Source organism: Natrinema sp. SYSU A 869 (genome assembly GCF_019879105.1).
Taxonomy (GTDB): domain Archaea; phylum Halobacteriota; class Halobacteria; order Halobacteriales; family Natrialbaceae; genus Natrinema.
This window is the reverse complement of the sequence record NZ_CP082249.1, coordinates 3,617,129-3,632,821: the sequence shown is the minus strand read 5'-3', so window position 1 is coordinate 3,632,821 and position 15,693 is coordinate 3,617,129. Positions and strand designations below refer to the sequence as shown.

Here is a 15,693-nt window from a genome sequence, read left to right as displayed (position 1 = left end):
CGATCCCACAGCGACAGCCGTGGGCGTCCGCTAGCGATCCCTCAGTCGTTTCGTCCGTGACTCCGCTTTCCGCCGCGGTCGAATCCGACGGCCTGCCCGTCGCGGGTCGGATCGGCCGCGCCGAGTAGTTCGTCGTCGCCGATCTCGATGGCCTGGACGTTTCCGAAGTCACCGCTGGTCTCATCGCTCCAGACCTGCCCGAACACTTCGGTCGCTGCGCGGGCCTGTGCTGGCACGTCCTCCTCCCAACTGATCGGCGGGCACTCGGTGGTGAATACGGTCGGTTCGGAGAGCGCCTCGAGTGGCTCGAGCCCGTAGACGTAGCGGTGGAGGAGCGTCTGTGCGACCGAGGTGATGATCGTCCATCCGCCCGGCGATCCCACGGTGAACTCGGGGACGCCGTCGCGAAGGACGATGGTGGGGCTCATGCTGCTCAGCGGCCGCTTCCACGGTTCGACCATGTTCGGTCCCTCGGGGACGGCGTTGAAATCCGTCAGTTCGTTGTTGAGCATGAAGCCGCGGCCGGGGACCATCATCCCCGAGCCCATGAACTGCTCGATCGTCGAGGTGTACGAGACGGCGTTGCCGTCGGCGTCGATGACGGAGAAGTGGGTCGTCGACCCGTGCTTCGTGTCGGGTGATGGTGCCTGCGAGGGCTCAATACCGGGCGGGCTGCCGGGATCGACACACTCTCCCGCCTCGTAGTCTGCAAGCGTGTCATCGACCCGGACCGTCTCAGCGCGCTCCCTGAGATACGCGTCATCAAGCAGTCCGTCGATCGGAACGTCGACGAACTCGGGGTCGCCCATGTACTCGTTCCGGTCGGCCCAGGCTAGGCTCGTTGCCTCGCTGACCAGGTGATACATTTCTGGCGAGCGTCGGTCGTACTGTCCGATATCGAGGGACTCGAGCAGTTTCAGGATGTACGCTACGGTACTCGGGCCTGAACTCGGGAGTGGTTGGCCGACGATCTCGACGTCGTTCCACTCGGCGCGGACCGGCTCGTCGATCGTGACGTCGTAGGTCGCGAGGTCATCGGTAGTCATGCTACCGCCGGCGTTCCGGACCGTTGCCGCGAGATCCGCTGCGATGGGGCCATCGTAGAAGGCGTCGGCACCGCCTCGCTTGATCGCCTCGAACGTCTCGGCGAGATCGGTATTACTGTGCGTGTCGCCCTCTGTGAGAGGCCGTCCGTTCTCGTCCGAGTAGGCCGCCTTCGCCGCGTCGTTGAACTTGTCCCAGTTCTCCGCGATCTGGTTCGCGAAGACCCTATCGACCGGGAAGCCGTTGCGAGCGAGGTCGATCGCGGGGGTGACGAGCCGCTGACGGGGTCGGGATCCGTGTCGGTCCAGCGCCGTTTCCAGTCCCATCACGGTCCCCGGAACGCCCACGGCCTCGCCCAGCCGGATTCGATCCGCGAATGGGATCGGCTCGCCGTCGTCGTCGAGGAACATGTCCGCGGTCGCACCCTGGGGGGCGCGCTCGCGGCTGTCGATGACGTCGACCTCGTCCGCGTCGGCGTCGTAGATCACCATGAACCCGCCGCCGCCGACCCCCGATCCGTGGGGCTGTGTGACTGCCAGTACGTACTGCAGCGCCACGGCGGCATCGACGGCGTTGCCACCCTCGCGCAGGACACTCGCGGCGACGCCGGAGGCGATCGGATCGACGCTCGAGACCATCCCGTCGCCCGCGGTCACCTGCTGGCCGCACGTGAACTGCGGGCGCTCACACTCGAATCCGTGAACGTCGGTAGTCGACCGTGCGTCGCTCGCCGCGACGGATCCCGTACCGATACCGAGCGCACCGGCAGCAGTTCCGGCTTTCGCCAGAAAGGCGCGTCGCTCGAATCCCGACGGACCGCTCGGACGTGGTGCGCCATCACCGGCTCGGTTCGCATTGGACCGTTTTGTCATATTTCAGAACACCGTCAAACGATAGATATTACCAGTCAAAATACCTTCGGCGGATACGGTGATGATACTGTTTGACCCAGCGACACTGGACGAGTAGTCCTCTCCAACAGACGTTCTAATATCACCGTACTGGCACTGATACTCGCCGGTCGAACGGTTCGGCCGATGAGACGACGGCTCGAGCTTAGCGGTCGTCAGTCTTCCAGATCAGCAAGACGCCGTCATCAAGTCGGTCGATGTCCGCAAGCTCGAGCGTCGGAAACTCGGCGACGAACCCCTCGCCGTCGGCGAGGGTTGGGGCGTCGCGACCGCCAATGATTTTCGGACCGACGAACATCCGTAGCTCGTCGACCAGCCCGGCCTCGAACATCGAGAAGATGAGCTCGCCACCCCCCTCAACCATGACCTGCTCGAGGCCCTGCTCCTGCAGCGTTGCGAACGCCCGAAGGAGGTCGACCCGGTCGTCACCCGCGGTGATCAACTTGGCGTGATCGGCGAGTTCCATGCGCTGATCGACGGGCGCGGCCTCGCTCAGACAGAGGTAGGTCGTCGCCGCGTCGTCGAGGACCGCCGCATCCGTCGGCGTCCGCCCGCTCGAGTCGACGACGACCCGTGCGGGATTCTCTGGTCGACCCGCCTCGAGACGCTGGGCCCGCAAGTCGTCGCCTTTGACGGTCAGATGCGGGTTGTCGGCGAGCACAGTGCCGACACCGACCACGACCGCGTCGCTTTTGGCCCGCAGTCGGTCGACGCGCGCGAAATCGTCCTCGCCACTGATCGCGATCTGTTCGCGGCGACGCGAGGAGAGTTTCCCATCCGCGCTCGCGGCGGCGTTGACGATGACATCCATACCTGTGGTGCAGCATCGCTCCTAAAGAAGTCCCCGTCTCCTGTCCCGTTCTCACGCACTGCAGGCCCAAATCCGGGTCTCGTCCGTGCTATACGCCCCTATATAGCATTCAATACGAAACATATAAACGACTTATCCTGTTTCGATGGACAGTTCTGACGCATAACACGTGACGACCGCCAACTCCGCGTTCGACGACTCAGTATCGTTCGACCACCGGCACATCGACCTTGAGAACCGGGACGACGTCTACGTCATCGGTGACGTCCACGGTTGTCTCGACTCGCTCGAGGCGTTGCTGGGGTCGCTGGAACTCGGCGCGAACGATCTCGCCGTGTTCGTCGGTGATCTGGTTCGAAAGGGACCGGAGAGCAAGGCCGTCCTCGATCGCGTCAGGCGGTCGCCGCGGCTGGTCTCGGTCCGCGGAAACAACGAGCGAAAGCTCCTCGAGGGCGAGGCCTCGCTGCCGGCCCTCGATGCGGTCGACTACCAGTACCTGGAGTCGCTTCCGGCGGCGATTTCGTGGGACGGTGGGATCGTCGTCCACGGTGGGGTCGATCCGAGCCGACCGCTGTCAGCGCACTCGGACGACGACGTGCTGACGATGCGGGCACTGGACGGCGACGGCTACGACGGCCCGTTCTGGTTCGAGAGCTACGAGGGGCCGCCGCGGGTCTTCTTCGGTCACACCGTCCTCGCGGAGCCGATCGAACGGGAATGGGCAGTGGGGCTCGATACCGGCTGTGTCTACGGTGGGAGACTAACAGCGTACAACGTCCGCCGCGGAGAGTCGATTAGCGTGGCCGGGACCAGCCACGTCGAGCGGTCGTCCGAGAAGATCGTCACGGCCGATAGCGAGTGAGATATGAGGGGGGATTCCGGGGTCACCTTCTCCGCCCTAAAGGGCGGAGCTTGTCAGTGGACTTCCGTTCTAGCCGAAACTAGTCGGCAGGCGAATACTCGCTGTTCACGTTCAGCGTCCCCGACTGCAGGGCGAGGTGACGTGTCGCCCCTCCGTGTGGGGACGTTTGCCCCGCACGGAGCATCTTGAACCCGATGTTCTTCGCTGCATTGTAATCCGCATTCACTTCGTAGCCGCACTCCTGGCAGCAGAACTCTGATTGCGACGGGCGATTCTCCCGTAGCGTCGTTCCGCACTTCGAACACCGCTGGCTCGTATACGCTGGATCGATTTGTGTCACGTCGATCCGTTCAGCTTCCGCCTTGTAGGCTACGTAGTCGTAGAGCCGACGGAACGCCCATGCATGGAACTTCTTTGTACCCGGCATCCGGTCGCGGATGTCCGTTAGTTCCTCGAAGGCGATTGTATCGCACCCGTGCGAAACGGCCTCGTGAACGATCGCTTTCGAAACGCGGTGTAGGTAGTCTTCAGCCCACCGTGTTTCGCGGTCGCCCATCTGTTTGATCGTTCGGTGGGTTGATTCGGTACCAGTTGTTGGAGTGTGCCGCGAATCCGCTCGTACTCCCGCCGACGGTGGTTCAGGTAGTCGCCGTTCCAGAACAGTCCGGTCGACGTGACGGCGATCTGTTCGATACCGAGGTCGACGCCGAGGACTGTGCTGTGCTCGGTGTCGCCGTTGTCCGGTATCTCGGACTCCACGTCGGCCTTCGTTCCGATGTGGAGATAAAAGTATCAGTCATGTCGCGGTACTGTAACGTCGCTCCTGTCACCTCGTAGTCGTCGTGGCGGAGGTACTTCGTTTGCGGATTGTCGCCTTCCGGTGGGAGGACGTACTCGGCTTCGATTCGTCCATTGACGGTCGAAAGCGACACCCGGTCGTCGTGGAACGTGGCGCTTCGCTTATCGTAGCGAACCGAGGGCGTCGTAAAGTTCGGTTGCGACGCCATCTTGCTGTTCTTCCACCGGGCGACGACGCTTTTGATAGCTTCAGCGGCCTTGTTTCGTGCCGATTGGACGAGGTTGGCTTGAAGCCGCGTCTGTTCGCGGACATCCGAGTACGTTCGGTCGTGGAGTTTCGTTTTTGAAGTGGGCTTATACTCGTCTTGCCACGCGTCGCGGACGACATAGTTGGCGGCCCACAGATATTCCTCGATGGTGTCGTGGAGGAGAGTCGCGTCGCTGTCGTCTACGTCGAGTTTGACGACAACAGTGCGACGGATCTCCACCATACTTCATATATAGTCTCTTGTATTTATATTAGTACCGTCTTCCATTAGGAAGTCAGCCGGCTGTAACTGCCAGTCGTGGAACAGAGCGTACGCGATTCCTCCCCGTCGTAAACGGCAGGGTTTCCTCGCTGACTGAAGATGACCCGCAACCTCGACAACCGGGTCGAGGCGATCACGCCGATCGACGATTCGCGGCTCCAGTGCCGACTCGATGGTATCCTCGAGACGCTGCTCTCGGACGATCAGAACAGATGGGTGATGCGATCGGACGGAACCTACGACCGGTGTCAGCCAACGGATGACGGTCCGACAACCAACGTCCACGAGACGCTTATGCGATCCGCGTTAGACGACGTCCGGCACAACACCCGTCCGTAGGCGTGGCAACCGGCGAGACGGGACCTGCGTGGTTCGCAGTCCCCGTCCCGTGGGCCGTTCGTTTGGTGACTCTCGGTTCCGTTCCGATACGTCCGCCGTACCGGATGCCATTCGAGGGAAACAACCCATTTCTCGGTGTACGGACACCATTCACATCGGCGGCGGCACCGATACGGAGCAACTATAACCGTATAGATCGCTCAATATCACAATTAGCAGCCGCTTTGTACGTGTCGTCGCTCGATTCGTGTACGGGCGAGGTTTCCAAACTATGAACGGATCCACCGGCGGTTACGGCGATCGGTCACCCCGACAGCGACTGGCCACGGCCACGCAGTACTCGACCGACGAGACCGACCTCGAGTCGATCGTCGTCCGATACGAGGACCGGCCCGATCGGTGTACGATCACGCCGCGGACGTGTTCCGACTCGGAGCGGATGACGACGTGGCTCTCGGCGGACGTCCAAGCCATCGTCGATCTCGCCGACGTCCGATAGCCCGCGGTATCATCGCGGCGCGAGTCGCGCGTCGCTGATACCGTTTGATTTCGGTCGCATAGCGATCGTGACTCGATCGTGACCCATTTCTATATATACCTATATATGGCAACAGTTATCGATGTATATATACTAACCAATAGGGGCCAAAATACATTAGACAGGCCGTCTGCTGGCAGAAGTCGACATTCTCTACCACTCTATAGACTAGTGGATTTATATTGTTGCAGTCGGAAGCGGGTCGTATGGAGACGCGAAAAGTGCAGGTCACAGGTGGGTCGACCTTCACCGTCTCGTTGCCGAAGACCTGGGCGACGGATAACGACGTCAGCAGCGGTACCACAGTCGAATTCTATCCCGAAGGGGACGAACTCCTCTTGACACCCGAACGCGAGACCCGACGCCAAGAAGGGACGCTGGACGTATCGGGGCTTGAGGACGAGGAACTGATGCGGGCCGTGATGACGATGTACGTCAGCGGGTTCGACGTCATCTCGCTCGAGGCAGGACGGATCACGACCGAGCAACGGAGCGCGATCCGCGATGCGACCCAGCGACTCGTCGGTGTCGAAGTGCTCGAGGAGACCAGCGACAGCGTGGTCATTCAGGACCTGCTCGACTCCTCGGAGCTGTCGATCGTCAACGCCGTCACGCGCATGCGCCTGATCGCCCAATCGATGCTCAAGGACGCGGTGACGGCGCTGATCGAGAACGACGACGATATCGCCTACGACGTGATCGATCGCGATGACGACGTCGATCGCCTCTGGCTGGTCGTCTCGCGAATCTTTCGCGCGACGCTGCGATCGCCGCGTGCCGTCGAGGAACTAGGGGTCTCCCGCGAAGCTTGTTTCGACTTTCACTCGAGCGCCCGCCAACTCGAGCGGATCGCCGACCACGCCGTTAAGATCAGTGACATCGCGCTCAAGCTCGATGACCTCCCCGCTGACGTAGCCGACGCCATCCACGGCCTCCACGCCGAAGCCGCGACCGTCTTCGAGCAGTCGATGGACGCGCTGTTCGCCGAGGAAGCTGACGAAGCCAACCGGCTCGGGCACGACGCGCTCGCAGCCGTCGTCGATATCGATGAACATACCCGCCAGATCGACGACATGCTCCGCGATCTCGAGCCCGCACAGGCCCAGTCGCTGGGACTGATCATCGACTCGCTGTCCCGAAGCGCCGACTACGGCGGCAACATCGCCGAGACGGCACTCCAGAAGGCGGCACCGCGGCCCTGATTGACCTCCTCCCGCGCCTGAAGACGCGGGAATCTCGCCACGAGATTTCAGGCCGAGTGCAACGACCCTATGGTTTCAAGACGCATATGTTCCAAACGTCTTCTGCTGGGTTTCAGCATCGGCTTGGCTGTCTTGTGGCGCGGTCAAACGCGCCCCATCCTCAGCCGAGTCATCGTCGTCCGTGTGTTCTCTGAAACGACTCTCTCCGCTGAGGTAGCGGTCTGCGATGTTTATCGCGCCGTTCACGTCCGCTTGGTACTCGCCCATCCAACAGTCGTCGTTCGTGCATTTGAACGTCGCCTGCTTTGGACGATACCCCACTTCACCGCACGAATGGCACTCCTTCGATGTGTTGTACGGATTCACCATTTCGACGGGGATACCCTTCTCGACGGCTTTGTAGCGTATCTGGGCGTGGAGTTTGGCGAATCCCCAACCGTGGAGACGGCGATTCATGTACTCGCCGTAGTCCATCGACTCCCGAATATACGTTAGGTCTTCAAGAACGAGCACGGGATTCTCGACCGCCTCGGCATACTCCACGACTTCGCGGGTCACACGGTGGAACACATCGTCAATCTGCGCCCACAGGTCATCACCGTAGGACTCCACCATACGTTCACTTCCGCGCTCCTGAAGCCGTCGCGCGGCGGTGAAGTGGGTTTTGCGGAGCCGGCGAACGGTCTTCCCCTCGTCAGCCCATAGTTCGGGGCGGGTCGGAGAACCGTGGTCATCACGGTGACACACCGTGACGAGTGACGCTTCCCCGATGTCTATTCCGATAGGCGTCCGTTCTTCGGCGGATTCATCGGAGCGTTCCTCCACGTCACGGGTGGCGGTGACGTGGAGATACCACATCCCGTCCCGCTCGAATAGGCGACTCTCGCCCATCTTGGCGTCTCCCGCGTTCAACGCTTCCAGCCAACCTCGCTGTTCGGGATTCGATTGTGCTGGCATCCAGAGGTGATAGTCTTCGTGATGGGGGATTTTGACGTACCACTCGATAGCGTTCTCGGGCTTGTGGTCGAGGCGCAGTCCTTCGTTGGTGAAGCGAACGGGGTGGTCGTCGTGAAGTTCGCCCGCGTTGTAGGTCGTCGTGAGTTGCGGGACGTACTTCTTGAGTGCGTTCTTCGCGTACCCGCTCAAGTCGTAGTAAACCACTACGTCGTTCGCTTCGGTCTGGGTGGTACAACCAGCGTTGAACGCATCCGCGAGGGCTTGCTGGTAGGCGTCCCGCGTCTCACGGAGTTTCCTCTGCTTGTGGGCGTTCGGGTCGACTAGTTTCAGTTCCAGCGTCTTGGTGAGTTCCGTCATGTGTCACCCTCCTCGTGACGTCCCGAGAAACACGCCGCGTTTCTCGTGGGCCAAACAGAATTCATGAGTTCTGTTGACGCTGGATGTAGTCCTGAACCGTTTCGCTGGAGACGTTCCCCGCCGTCCCTGCGTAGTAGCCTCGCGCCCATCGAATCTTCTCACTCTCGTTATCGGCGTAGCGGTGGTTATATTTCCGCGAGGAAATTCCCTTGAACCAGTTAGCGAGAAGCGAGGGAGCGTGTTTCGGCGGGCTACTGACGAACAGATGGATGTGGTCGGGTTGGACGGTTATGTCGAGTATCTCTACTCCCTTCTCGTCAGCGATTTCGTGGAGGATGTTTCGCACACGGTCAGCGACCTCGTTGACGAATACCGACTGGCGGTACTTCGGCGACCACACGATGTGGTAGTTGAGGTTGTAGGTCGCGTGCCGTGTAGTCTTCATCCGTGTTGCATACTATAGTTCATACCGTCTTAATACCATCGGTGAAGAGTGGGAAATCAAGCAGTAGCGGAGACTCGTGAATTAACACAATGCCTATTGCTTGACCTCCGCCTAAAGACGGAGGTATGCGCTATCGCTCTGTATCACCGCCCAAGACCGGAATCGGCGGACCCGTGACTCGTTTTCATCGTATCAGTGCTCGAGGGACTCCATGGCGGCTTTAACCCGCGTCAGGACGAAGGATGACGGCATGGAGTACACGCGCCTCGGTGAGACGGGACTGGACATCTCTCGGCTCTGCCTCGGCTGTATGAACTTCGGGACCGACCAGCCCTGGATGGTCCACGACCGCGAGCAGGCCCACGCGGTGATCGATCGCGCGCTCGAGCTCGGCATCACCTTCTTCGATACGGCAAACGTCTACTCGAGCGGTGAGAGTGAGGAAATCCTCGGAAACGCCCTCGCCGATGCGGACCGAGACCGGTCGGAACTCGTCGTCGCGACGAAGGTATACGGTCGGATGCATGAGGGACCGAACGGACAGGGCCTCTCCCGTAAACATGTGCTCGAACAGGCCGATGCCAGCCTCGATCGGCTGGGAACCGGCTCCATCGACCTCTATCAGATCCACCGCTGGGACGACGAGACGCCGATCAAGGAGACGCTCTCGGCGCTCGACCGGCTCGTCGAGGTGGGCAAAGTACGGTACGTCGGCGCAAGCACGATGCCGGCCTGGAAACTGATGAAGGCACTGCACGCGGCCGACGTCGACAACTACGAGCGCTTCGTCTCGATGCAGTGTGAGTACAACCTCGTCGACCGCCACGAAGAGGCGAACGTGTTGCCGCTGTGTGCCGACCAAGACATCGGGGTTATTCCGTGGTCGCCGCTGGCCGGCGGCTTCCTGACCGGGAAATACGAACGGGACGAGGAGCCGGACTCAGGCCGTGCCGCGACGGATGAATTCATGCAGAAACGGTTCACCGAGGCGAACTGGGACGTTCTCGAGCAGGTCCGTGATATCGCCGACGCCCACGATGCGACGCCGGCACAAGTGTCGCTCGCCTGGTTGCTCCACAAAGATACCGTCGACGCACCGATCGTCGGCCCGCGGACGATCGCCCACCTCGAGGATACTGCCGGCGCACTCGACGTTACTCTCAGTGATGGGGAACTCGAACGACTGGAGGATCCGATCACGCCCGTCTGGAACCCCGATATTGGGGACGTGTGACACGACGCGAGGCGTGGAGCTACCGACGGCAACAGCAGCGACAGGGATACTACCCGCTATTGAACGACACTGTCACGAATCGCAGTGAACCGAAAACCAGGTCGCGTTAATCGAGGAGTACGGCGTTGACCTGACCGGTCTGTCCGGGACGGGAGGTGACGCGGGCTTGCCCCTCGCTCGTCTCGATGACGGCTCCCTTCGTGATGATGTTCCGGCGGATGTAGTTCGGGTTAGCGTCGTTCTCGACGACGTCCTCGATCTCCGCGGAGACCGTCTCGTCGCCCTTGTTGACGCTCGCGACGTCCGTCGAGAGCGCTCGGGTCTTCGTGACGTTTCCGCGAGCGTCGACGGTCCGGAATCGCTGTTCGCCGACCTCCGTCTCGGTCGGGAGGCGACCGAGTTCGTTCTTGCGTCGTTTTCGAACGTTCTTCAGTCGGCCACCGGTTCGTTTGCGCGTAGAGCGTCCCTGATCTTGCATACCCGATAAAAATCCGGGCGTATACTTGAATGCACTGCTACGACCTTTTGCTCTGCGGGCGCGGCAAAGCCGCGCCCTCGGCAAAACGTCGATGAAAAGCACCCCTCCCTCCGCTCCGGCCCCTTCGGGGCCTCCACATCAGTCGTCGGCCCGCTCACTCAGCCTCCGGCTTCGCTCGCGGTGACTGAAGTAGACCGTACTCATTCATCCGGAACGAGACAGTAGGCGCGGCCGGGCTTCTCAAGCACCGTCTCCTCGTCATCGTCGTAGTAGTTCGAGAAGATGCCGCGCTCGGCGTAGTAGATCCGGTCGCCCTGCGGGATCGCACCGCTGGTGACGTGGCCGCGGTTTTCGACTCGCCAGCGCCGGTCGCCGGTCGCCCGGTCGAGGGCGTACAGGTGCGTATCGTAGGAGCCGACGAGGATCGTCTCGGCCGTCGCGGTTATCGATCCGATGACGCGACCGCCGACGTCCGCCGACCACAGTTCGTCGCCGGTCTCGGTATCGAGCGCGTACACGTGGTGGTCGTCGCTCCCGATGTAGATGACCCCCTGCTGGGGATCGATCGCCGGATTCGACATGACGATATTTCCGGTCTCGAACGACCACTCCTCGCTGCCGTCCGCGAGGTTGAGCCGGTAGAAGTGGCTGTCCCAGGAGCCGACGAACGCCGCGCCGTCGTAGGTCGGGATCGTCCCCTTGATCTGTGCGCCGAGATTGAATCGGCCATCTGCCATCGGTTCGCCGTCGGGGCCGCCCTCGCCGCTGGCCTGAAACGACCAGGCGAACTCGAGGGAGGGGAACTCCCAGCAGTAGACGACGCCGTCGTTCGACCCGGTTACGAGCCGACCGGTCTCGCAGTCGATCGCCGGCGAGGGGTGGGGCATCCCCCAGAGGCGGTCGTCGCTCCAGGTCGGATTCCCGGTCGCGGCGTCGAGCTCCCAGAGCGTGCCGCTGGCGGGATCGCTGTACTCGGCGAGCAGGTACAGGTTGCCGTCGATATAGGCGGGACTCGAGCCGATCGCGATCGCGCCGCCGAACTCGCGCGCGGACGTTCGCCAGATCACGTCGCCGGAGTCGATATCGACGGCGTAGCAATCGCCGTCGTAGCCGCCGATATAGGCGGTGCCGTCGACGATCGCCGGCGTTCCATGAAACCCGAGGCTTCTGGAGGCACCGGTATCGATACGCCAGCGGCGCTCGCCACTCGGTGTGACGGCGTCGATCCGGCCGGTATCGCTCGCGACGAGAATCGTTTCGCCGTCCGGCGTCGGTCGGGGCGTCGACTTGGCCGCCGTGTGTCCGATACGGTTGGTGGGGAACGACCAGTCGACGCGAACGTCGGACGGAACGGTCTCGTCCGGATAGTAGCCGTAGCGGCGCAGTCCGCGCCGAAACATCGAGATGTCCTCGTCCGCGGGCAGCGGGACGTACCCGTCTGCGGTTTCGGCAGCGGCAGCGACGGCGGAACAGTCCGATGGCGACCGATACCGTCGTCCAGCACAGCCGGCGAGACCGATCGTTCCGGCAGTCCCCGCAGCACAGAGCAGCCGCCGTCTGGTAACTCGAGCACCGTCGGTTTCGCGACTGGTGCGATCGGAGTCGGCAACGGAGACGGTGCGCTCGGATCCGTCTTCGCGACGGTCGGCGGCGTGCTCGCTCACGCGTTTACTCCTGTTGGGCGTCGACGACCGCAACGCCGGCCAGGTTCACGATGTCCTTGACCTCGTCGCCCCGCTGGAGGACGTGGACCGGCTCGTCCATCCCGACCAGCATCGGGCCGATGGCGTCGGCACCGCCGAGTCGCTGGAGCAGCTTGTAGCCGATGTTACCCGACTCGAGGTTCGGGAAGACCAGCACGTTCGCGGGCTCCTCGAGTTCGGAGAAGCCGTAGGTGCCCTGGAGAATATCCTCGACGACGGCGGTGTCGGCCTGCATTTCGCCGTCGACCGTGAAGTCGACCTCGGGATCGTCCTGCAGCATGGACGCTGCCTTGCGGGGTTTGCGGGTCCCCTCGTTGTTGACGCTACCGAAGTTCGAATACGAGAGCAAGGCGGCGCGCGGTTCGATGTTGAACCGGCGTGCGAGCTTGCCAGTTTGCTTGGTGACCTCCGCGAGGACCTCCTCGTTGGGATCCTGATTGACCGTCGCGTCGGCCACGAAGATCACGCGATTCTTGAACGTCAGCATATAGACGCCGGCCGCGTAGTCGACATCCTCGTCGGTGCCGACAACCTGCAGCGGCGGTCGGAGCGCCGAGGGTAGTGATGGGAGAGACCGGTTAGTAGAGCGTCAGCATCGCCCTGTTCAACCATTATGCTGCCGAAGTAGTTCGAGTCGCGTTCGATGAGTTCGCCGGCCTCGCTCCGCGTGATACCCTTGCGAGCGCGGAGCTCGTGGAGCCGGTCGGCGTACTCATCGTAGTCGCCGACGGACGGATCGGCGACCGTCGGATCGAAGTCCAGTCCGAGATTCGCAGACGTCCCCCTGATCTCGTCCTCGTCGCCGATCAGGATCGGCAGGGCGATCCCCTGCTCTTGAATCTGGTAGGCCGCGCGGATCATTTTCTCGTTTTCGCCCTCCGCGAGCGCGACCGTCTTGGGATCGCTCTTGGCCTTGTTGAGGACGACCCGCATCATCTCGCGGGACTTGCCGAGGCGGGCCTCGAGTTCCTCTTCGTACGCGTCGATATCGATTTCGGTGCGAGCGGCACCGGACTCCATCGCGGCCTCCGCGATCGCCGGCGCGACGCGGAAGAGCACGCGCGGATCGACGGGCTTCGGGATGATGTAGTCGGCACCGTACTGAATCGGATCGTCGCCGTAGGCCTTGACGACCGCGTCGGGAACGTCCTGTCGGGCGAGTTCGGCCAGCGCCTCGGCGCACGCGACCTTCATGTCCTCGTTGATCTCAGTGGCGCGCACGTCGAGTGCACCCCGGAAGATGAAGGGGAACCCGAGGACGTTGTTGACCTGATTCGGGTAGTCCGAGCGGCCGGTAGCCATGATGACCGTGTCGTCGCGGGCCGCTTTGGCCTCCTCGTAACCGATCTCGGGGTCGGGGTTGGCCATCGCGAAGACGATCGGGTTGTCGGCCATCGACTGCACCATCTCCTGATCGACGATGCCGCCGATCGAGAGGCCGACGAAGACGTCCGCGCCCTTCATCGCGTCCGCGAGACCGCCTTCGGGGAGGTCTCGGGCGAACTGCTGTTTGTACTCGTTGACGTCGCCCTCCTCCGCGCGGGCCTCGGTGATGATCCCCGAGGAGTCACACATCGTGATGTTCTCCTTTCGGACGCCGAGCGACTCGTAGAAGCGGGCCGACGCGATCGCGCTCGCACCGGCGCCGGAGAAGACGACCTCGAGTTCCTCGAGGCTCTTGCCGGCGATGTCGGCTGCGTTGAGCAGCGCGGCGCCGGAGATGATCGCGGTGCCGTGCTGGTCGTCGTGGAAGACCGGGATGTCGATTTCCTCGCGCAGGCGTTCTTCGATGGTGAAACAGCCGGGCGCTTTGATGTCCTCGAGATTGATCCCGCCGAAGGTGGGCTCCATCATCTTGATGGCCTCGACGAGCTTGTGGGGTCCGAGTCATCGAGCTCGAGGTCGAAGACGTCGATATCCGCGAACCGCTTGAACAGGACGCCCTTCCCTTCCATGACCGGCTTCGAGGCCTGTGCACCAATATCGCCGAGGCCGAGCACGGCCGAGCCGTTCGAGACGACGCCGACGAGATTGCCCTTCGCCGTATACTGGTAGGCGTCGGTCTCGTCCTCGTCTATTTCGAGACACGGCGCGGCGACGCCCGGCGAGTACGCGAGCGAGAGGTCGCGCTGCGTGTTCGTCGGTTTCGTGGTCGATATCTCGATCTTTCCTGCCGGATCGGTCCGGTGGTACTCTAATGCGTCCTCGTCTAGTCCCATACCGGGGACACTGCAGGCGACTACTAAAAACAATGTGAAGGGGAGTTTCGACATCTGTCGAAATAGACGGCTATAGAGATATACGCGGCTCCCCGTGAGAAAATATATCGATTCGACCGTTTTATACGCACCGCGAGAATGACGTGGGGTATGGACGTCGCGCTTGGTGGGACCTTCGACCCCGTTCATGACGGCCACCGGCGGCTGTTCGAACGGGCGTTCGAACTCGGAGACGTGACGGTCGGGTTGACCAGCGACGAACTCGCGCCGAAGACACGGGACGTCGACCGACGAGTCCGATCGTACGACGAACGGAAAGCGGACCTCGAGTCCGAACTCGAGACGATCGCGGCTGATCACGACCGCGAGTTCGAAGTCAGGATGCTCGAATCGCCGACGGGAATCGCGACTGAACCGCAGTTCGACTACTTGGTCGTCTCGCCGGAGACCCGCGAGGGCGGCGAGCGGATCAACGAAATCCGCCGCGAACGGGGCCACGATCCGCTCGAGGTCGTCGTCGTTCCGCACGTCCTCGCCGACGACGGCGACATCATCTCGAGTACGCGGGTCGTCAGCGGTGAAATCGACGAACACGGAAACGTCATCGACGACGACTGAAGCGGACGCGAGGTCCCGAGGCGATCACGCCTGGCTTGCGGCAATTTCCGATAGACATCCATTTTGCACCGTTCGTTCTCGTATCGTATACTTATGCCAAATCAGTCCATCACTGGGCGGTGAACAGTCGGATGTACGACGCTGTTACCAGCGTGGCGGCTCGAGGCCGGCCGACTCGAGCAACTCCTTCCAGCGCGATTGGATCGACAGTCGAGAGACGTCTGCAGCCTCGGCGACCGCACCCTGTGTGCGGCCGTCACCGGCGACGAGCGAGCCGGCATAGAGGCTGGCGGCTAGGACCGCTTGCTTCGAGCGATCGGACGAAGGAACGTCAGTGAGGAAGAGATCGACCGCACACGATCGCGCCTCCGTTGAGAGCTCCAGGCGCTCGGCGATCTCGGAGAGATCCTCAAGCCACGGTTCGTACTCGATGCGATCGCGGGCGCTATGCATACTGCCGGGTATCGGGTCGGACGGCATAAACCCACGGTCGCGCCACCACAGCGCATCGCTCAGATGACGCTCTGACGACCGACTCGCCAATGATGCACTACGACTGGCAACGTTCAGATACGAATACCTCGGAAATACGGCCGTTCTCGGCTGATTTCACTAGGAGATAACTACTAAACCATCCGTCGGTCCAA

The 15,693-nt window shown here is 62.1% G+C and carries 13 protein-coding genes and 2 pseudogenes; 6 read left to right on the top strand and 9 right to left on the bottom strand.

Annotated features, from left to right (window positions below; all coding sequences use genetic code 11):
• Window positions 1-41: 41 nt before the first annotated feature.
• Together ggt and K6I40_RS26215 are read right to left on the bottom strand one after the other, a co-directional pair.
• A complete protein-coding gene (ggt, locus tag K6I40_RS26220) occupies window positions 42-1,916 on the bottom strand; it encodes a gamma-glutamyltransferase (protein ID WP_222918327.1) in 1,875 nt (624 codons plus the stop codon).
• A 184-nt stretch (window positions 1,917-2,100) separates the two neighbouring features.
• Window positions 2,101-2,766, bottom strand: coding sequence for a 2,5-diamino-6-(ribosylamino)-4(3H)-pyrimidinone 5'-phosphate reductase (locus K6I40_RS26215; protein WP_222918326.1), 666 nt, complete (start codon window positions 2,764-2,766; stop codon window positions 2,101-2,103).
• 169 nt (window positions 2,767-2,935) lie between these two features.
• Here K6I40_RS26215 and K6I40_RS26210 point away from each other — a divergent pair, with 169 nt between their 5' ends.
• A complete protein-coding gene (locus K6I40_RS26210; protein WP_222918325.1) occupies window positions 2,936-3,628 on the top strand; it encodes a metallophosphoesterase family protein in 693 nt (230 codons plus the stop codon).
• Window positions 3,629-3,707: 79 nt separating this feature from the next.
• Here K6I40_RS26210 and K6I40_RS28790 read toward each other — a convergent pair whose 3' ends face one another.
• Window positions 3,708-4,421, bottom strand: a complete 714-nt coding sequence (locus tag K6I40_RS28790) for an RNA-guided endonuclease TnpB family protein (protein ID WP_255682174.1) — start codon at window positions 4,419-4,421, stop codon at window positions 3,708-3,710.
• Window positions 4,422-5,055: 634 nt separating this feature from the next.
• On the opposite strand from K6I40_RS28790, the pseudogene K6I40_RS26200 reads away from it, so the two are divergent.
• The 3 genes and pseudogenes from K6I40_RS26200 to K6I40_RS26190 form a co-directional block, all read left to right on the top strand.
• Window positions 5,056-5,295: pseudogene (locus K6I40_RS26200) on the top strand (hypothetical protein); the annotation flags it as partial.
• A 271-nt stretch (window positions 5,296-5,566) separates the two neighbouring features.
• Window positions 5,567-5,794 carry a hypothetical protein gene (locus K6I40_RS26195; RefSeq protein WP_222918324.1) on the top strand — a complete coding sequence of 76 codons (228 nt, stop codon included), beginning with the start codon at window positions 5,567-5,569 and terminating at the stop codon, window positions 5,792-5,794.
• Window positions 5,795-6,039: 245 nt separating this feature from the next.
• Window positions 6,040-7,035 (top strand): phosphate uptake regulator PhoU, encoded by a 996-nt coding sequence (locus K6I40_RS26190; protein WP_222918323.1) that lies wholly within the window; start codon window positions 6,040-6,042, stop codon window positions 7,033-7,035.
• A 75-nt stretch (window positions 7,036-7,110) separates the two neighbouring features.
• Here the strand turns inward: K6I40_RS26190 and K6I40_RS26185 are convergent, their stop codons facing one another.
• Window positions 7,111-8,349, bottom strand: coding sequence for an RNA-guided endonuclease TnpB family protein (locus tag K6I40_RS26185; RefSeq protein WP_222918322.1), 1,239 nt, complete (start codon window positions 8,347-8,349; stop codon window positions 7,111-7,113).
• 61 nt (window positions 8,350-8,410) lie between these two features.
• The gene (gene tnpA, locus K6I40_RS26180; RefSeq protein ID WP_222913008.1) at window positions 8,411-8,794 is read right to left on the bottom strand and encodes an IS200/IS605 family transposase; all 384 of its coding nucleotides are present in this window, start codon (window positions 8,792-8,794) and stop codon (window positions 8,411-8,413) included.
• A gap of 250 nt (window positions 8,795-9,044) precedes the next feature.
• Between tnpA and K6I40_RS26175 the strand changes: the two genes are divergently transcribed.
• A complete protein-coding gene (locus tag K6I40_RS26175; RefSeq protein ID WP_222920467.1) occupies window positions 9,045-10,028 on the top strand; it encodes an aldo/keto reductase in 984 nt (327 codons plus the stop codon).
• Between the two features lie 106 nt (window positions 10,029-10,134).
• Here K6I40_RS26175 and K6I40_RS26170 read toward each other — a convergent pair whose 3' ends face one another.
• The 3 genes and pseudogenes from K6I40_RS26170 to K6I40_RS26160 all read right to left on the bottom strand — a co-directional run bounded on the left by K6I40_RS26170 (window position 10,135) and on the right by K6I40_RS26160 (window position 14,428).
• On the bottom strand, window positions 10,135-10,506 hold the full coding sequence (locus K6I40_RS26170; RefSeq protein WP_222918321.1) for a 30S ribosomal protein S8e: 372 nt from the start codon (window positions 10,504-10,506) through the stop codon (window positions 10,135-10,137).
• 200 nt (window positions 10,507-10,706) lie between these two features.
• Window positions 10,707-12,170: a PQQ-binding-like beta-propeller repeat protein gene (locus K6I40_RS26165; protein ID WP_222918320.1), complete on the bottom strand. Its 1,464-nt coding sequence runs from the start codon at window positions 12,168-12,170 to the stop codon at window positions 10,707-10,709.
• Window positions 12,171-12,174: 4 nt separating this feature from the next.
• Window positions 12,175-14,428: pseudogene (locus K6I40_RS26160) on the bottom strand (NADP-dependent malic enzyme).
• Between the two features lie 150 nt (window positions 14,429-14,578).
• On the opposite strand from K6I40_RS26160, the gene K6I40_RS26155 reads away from it, so the two are divergent.
• Complete coding sequence (locus tag K6I40_RS26155; protein WP_222918319.1) at window positions 14,579-15,046, top strand: phosphopantetheine adenylyltransferase; 468 nt, start codon at window positions 14,579-14,581, stop codon at window positions 15,044-15,046.
• Window positions 15,047-15,190: 144 nt separating this feature from the next.
• Here the strand turns inward: K6I40_RS26155 and K6I40_RS26150 are convergent, their stop codons facing one another.
• Window positions 15,191-15,499, bottom strand: coding sequence for a transcription initiation factor IIB family protein (locus K6I40_RS26150; protein WP_222918318.1), 309 nt, complete (start codon window positions 15,497-15,499; stop codon window positions 15,191-15,193).
• Window positions 15,500-15,693: the final 194 nt, after the last annotated feature.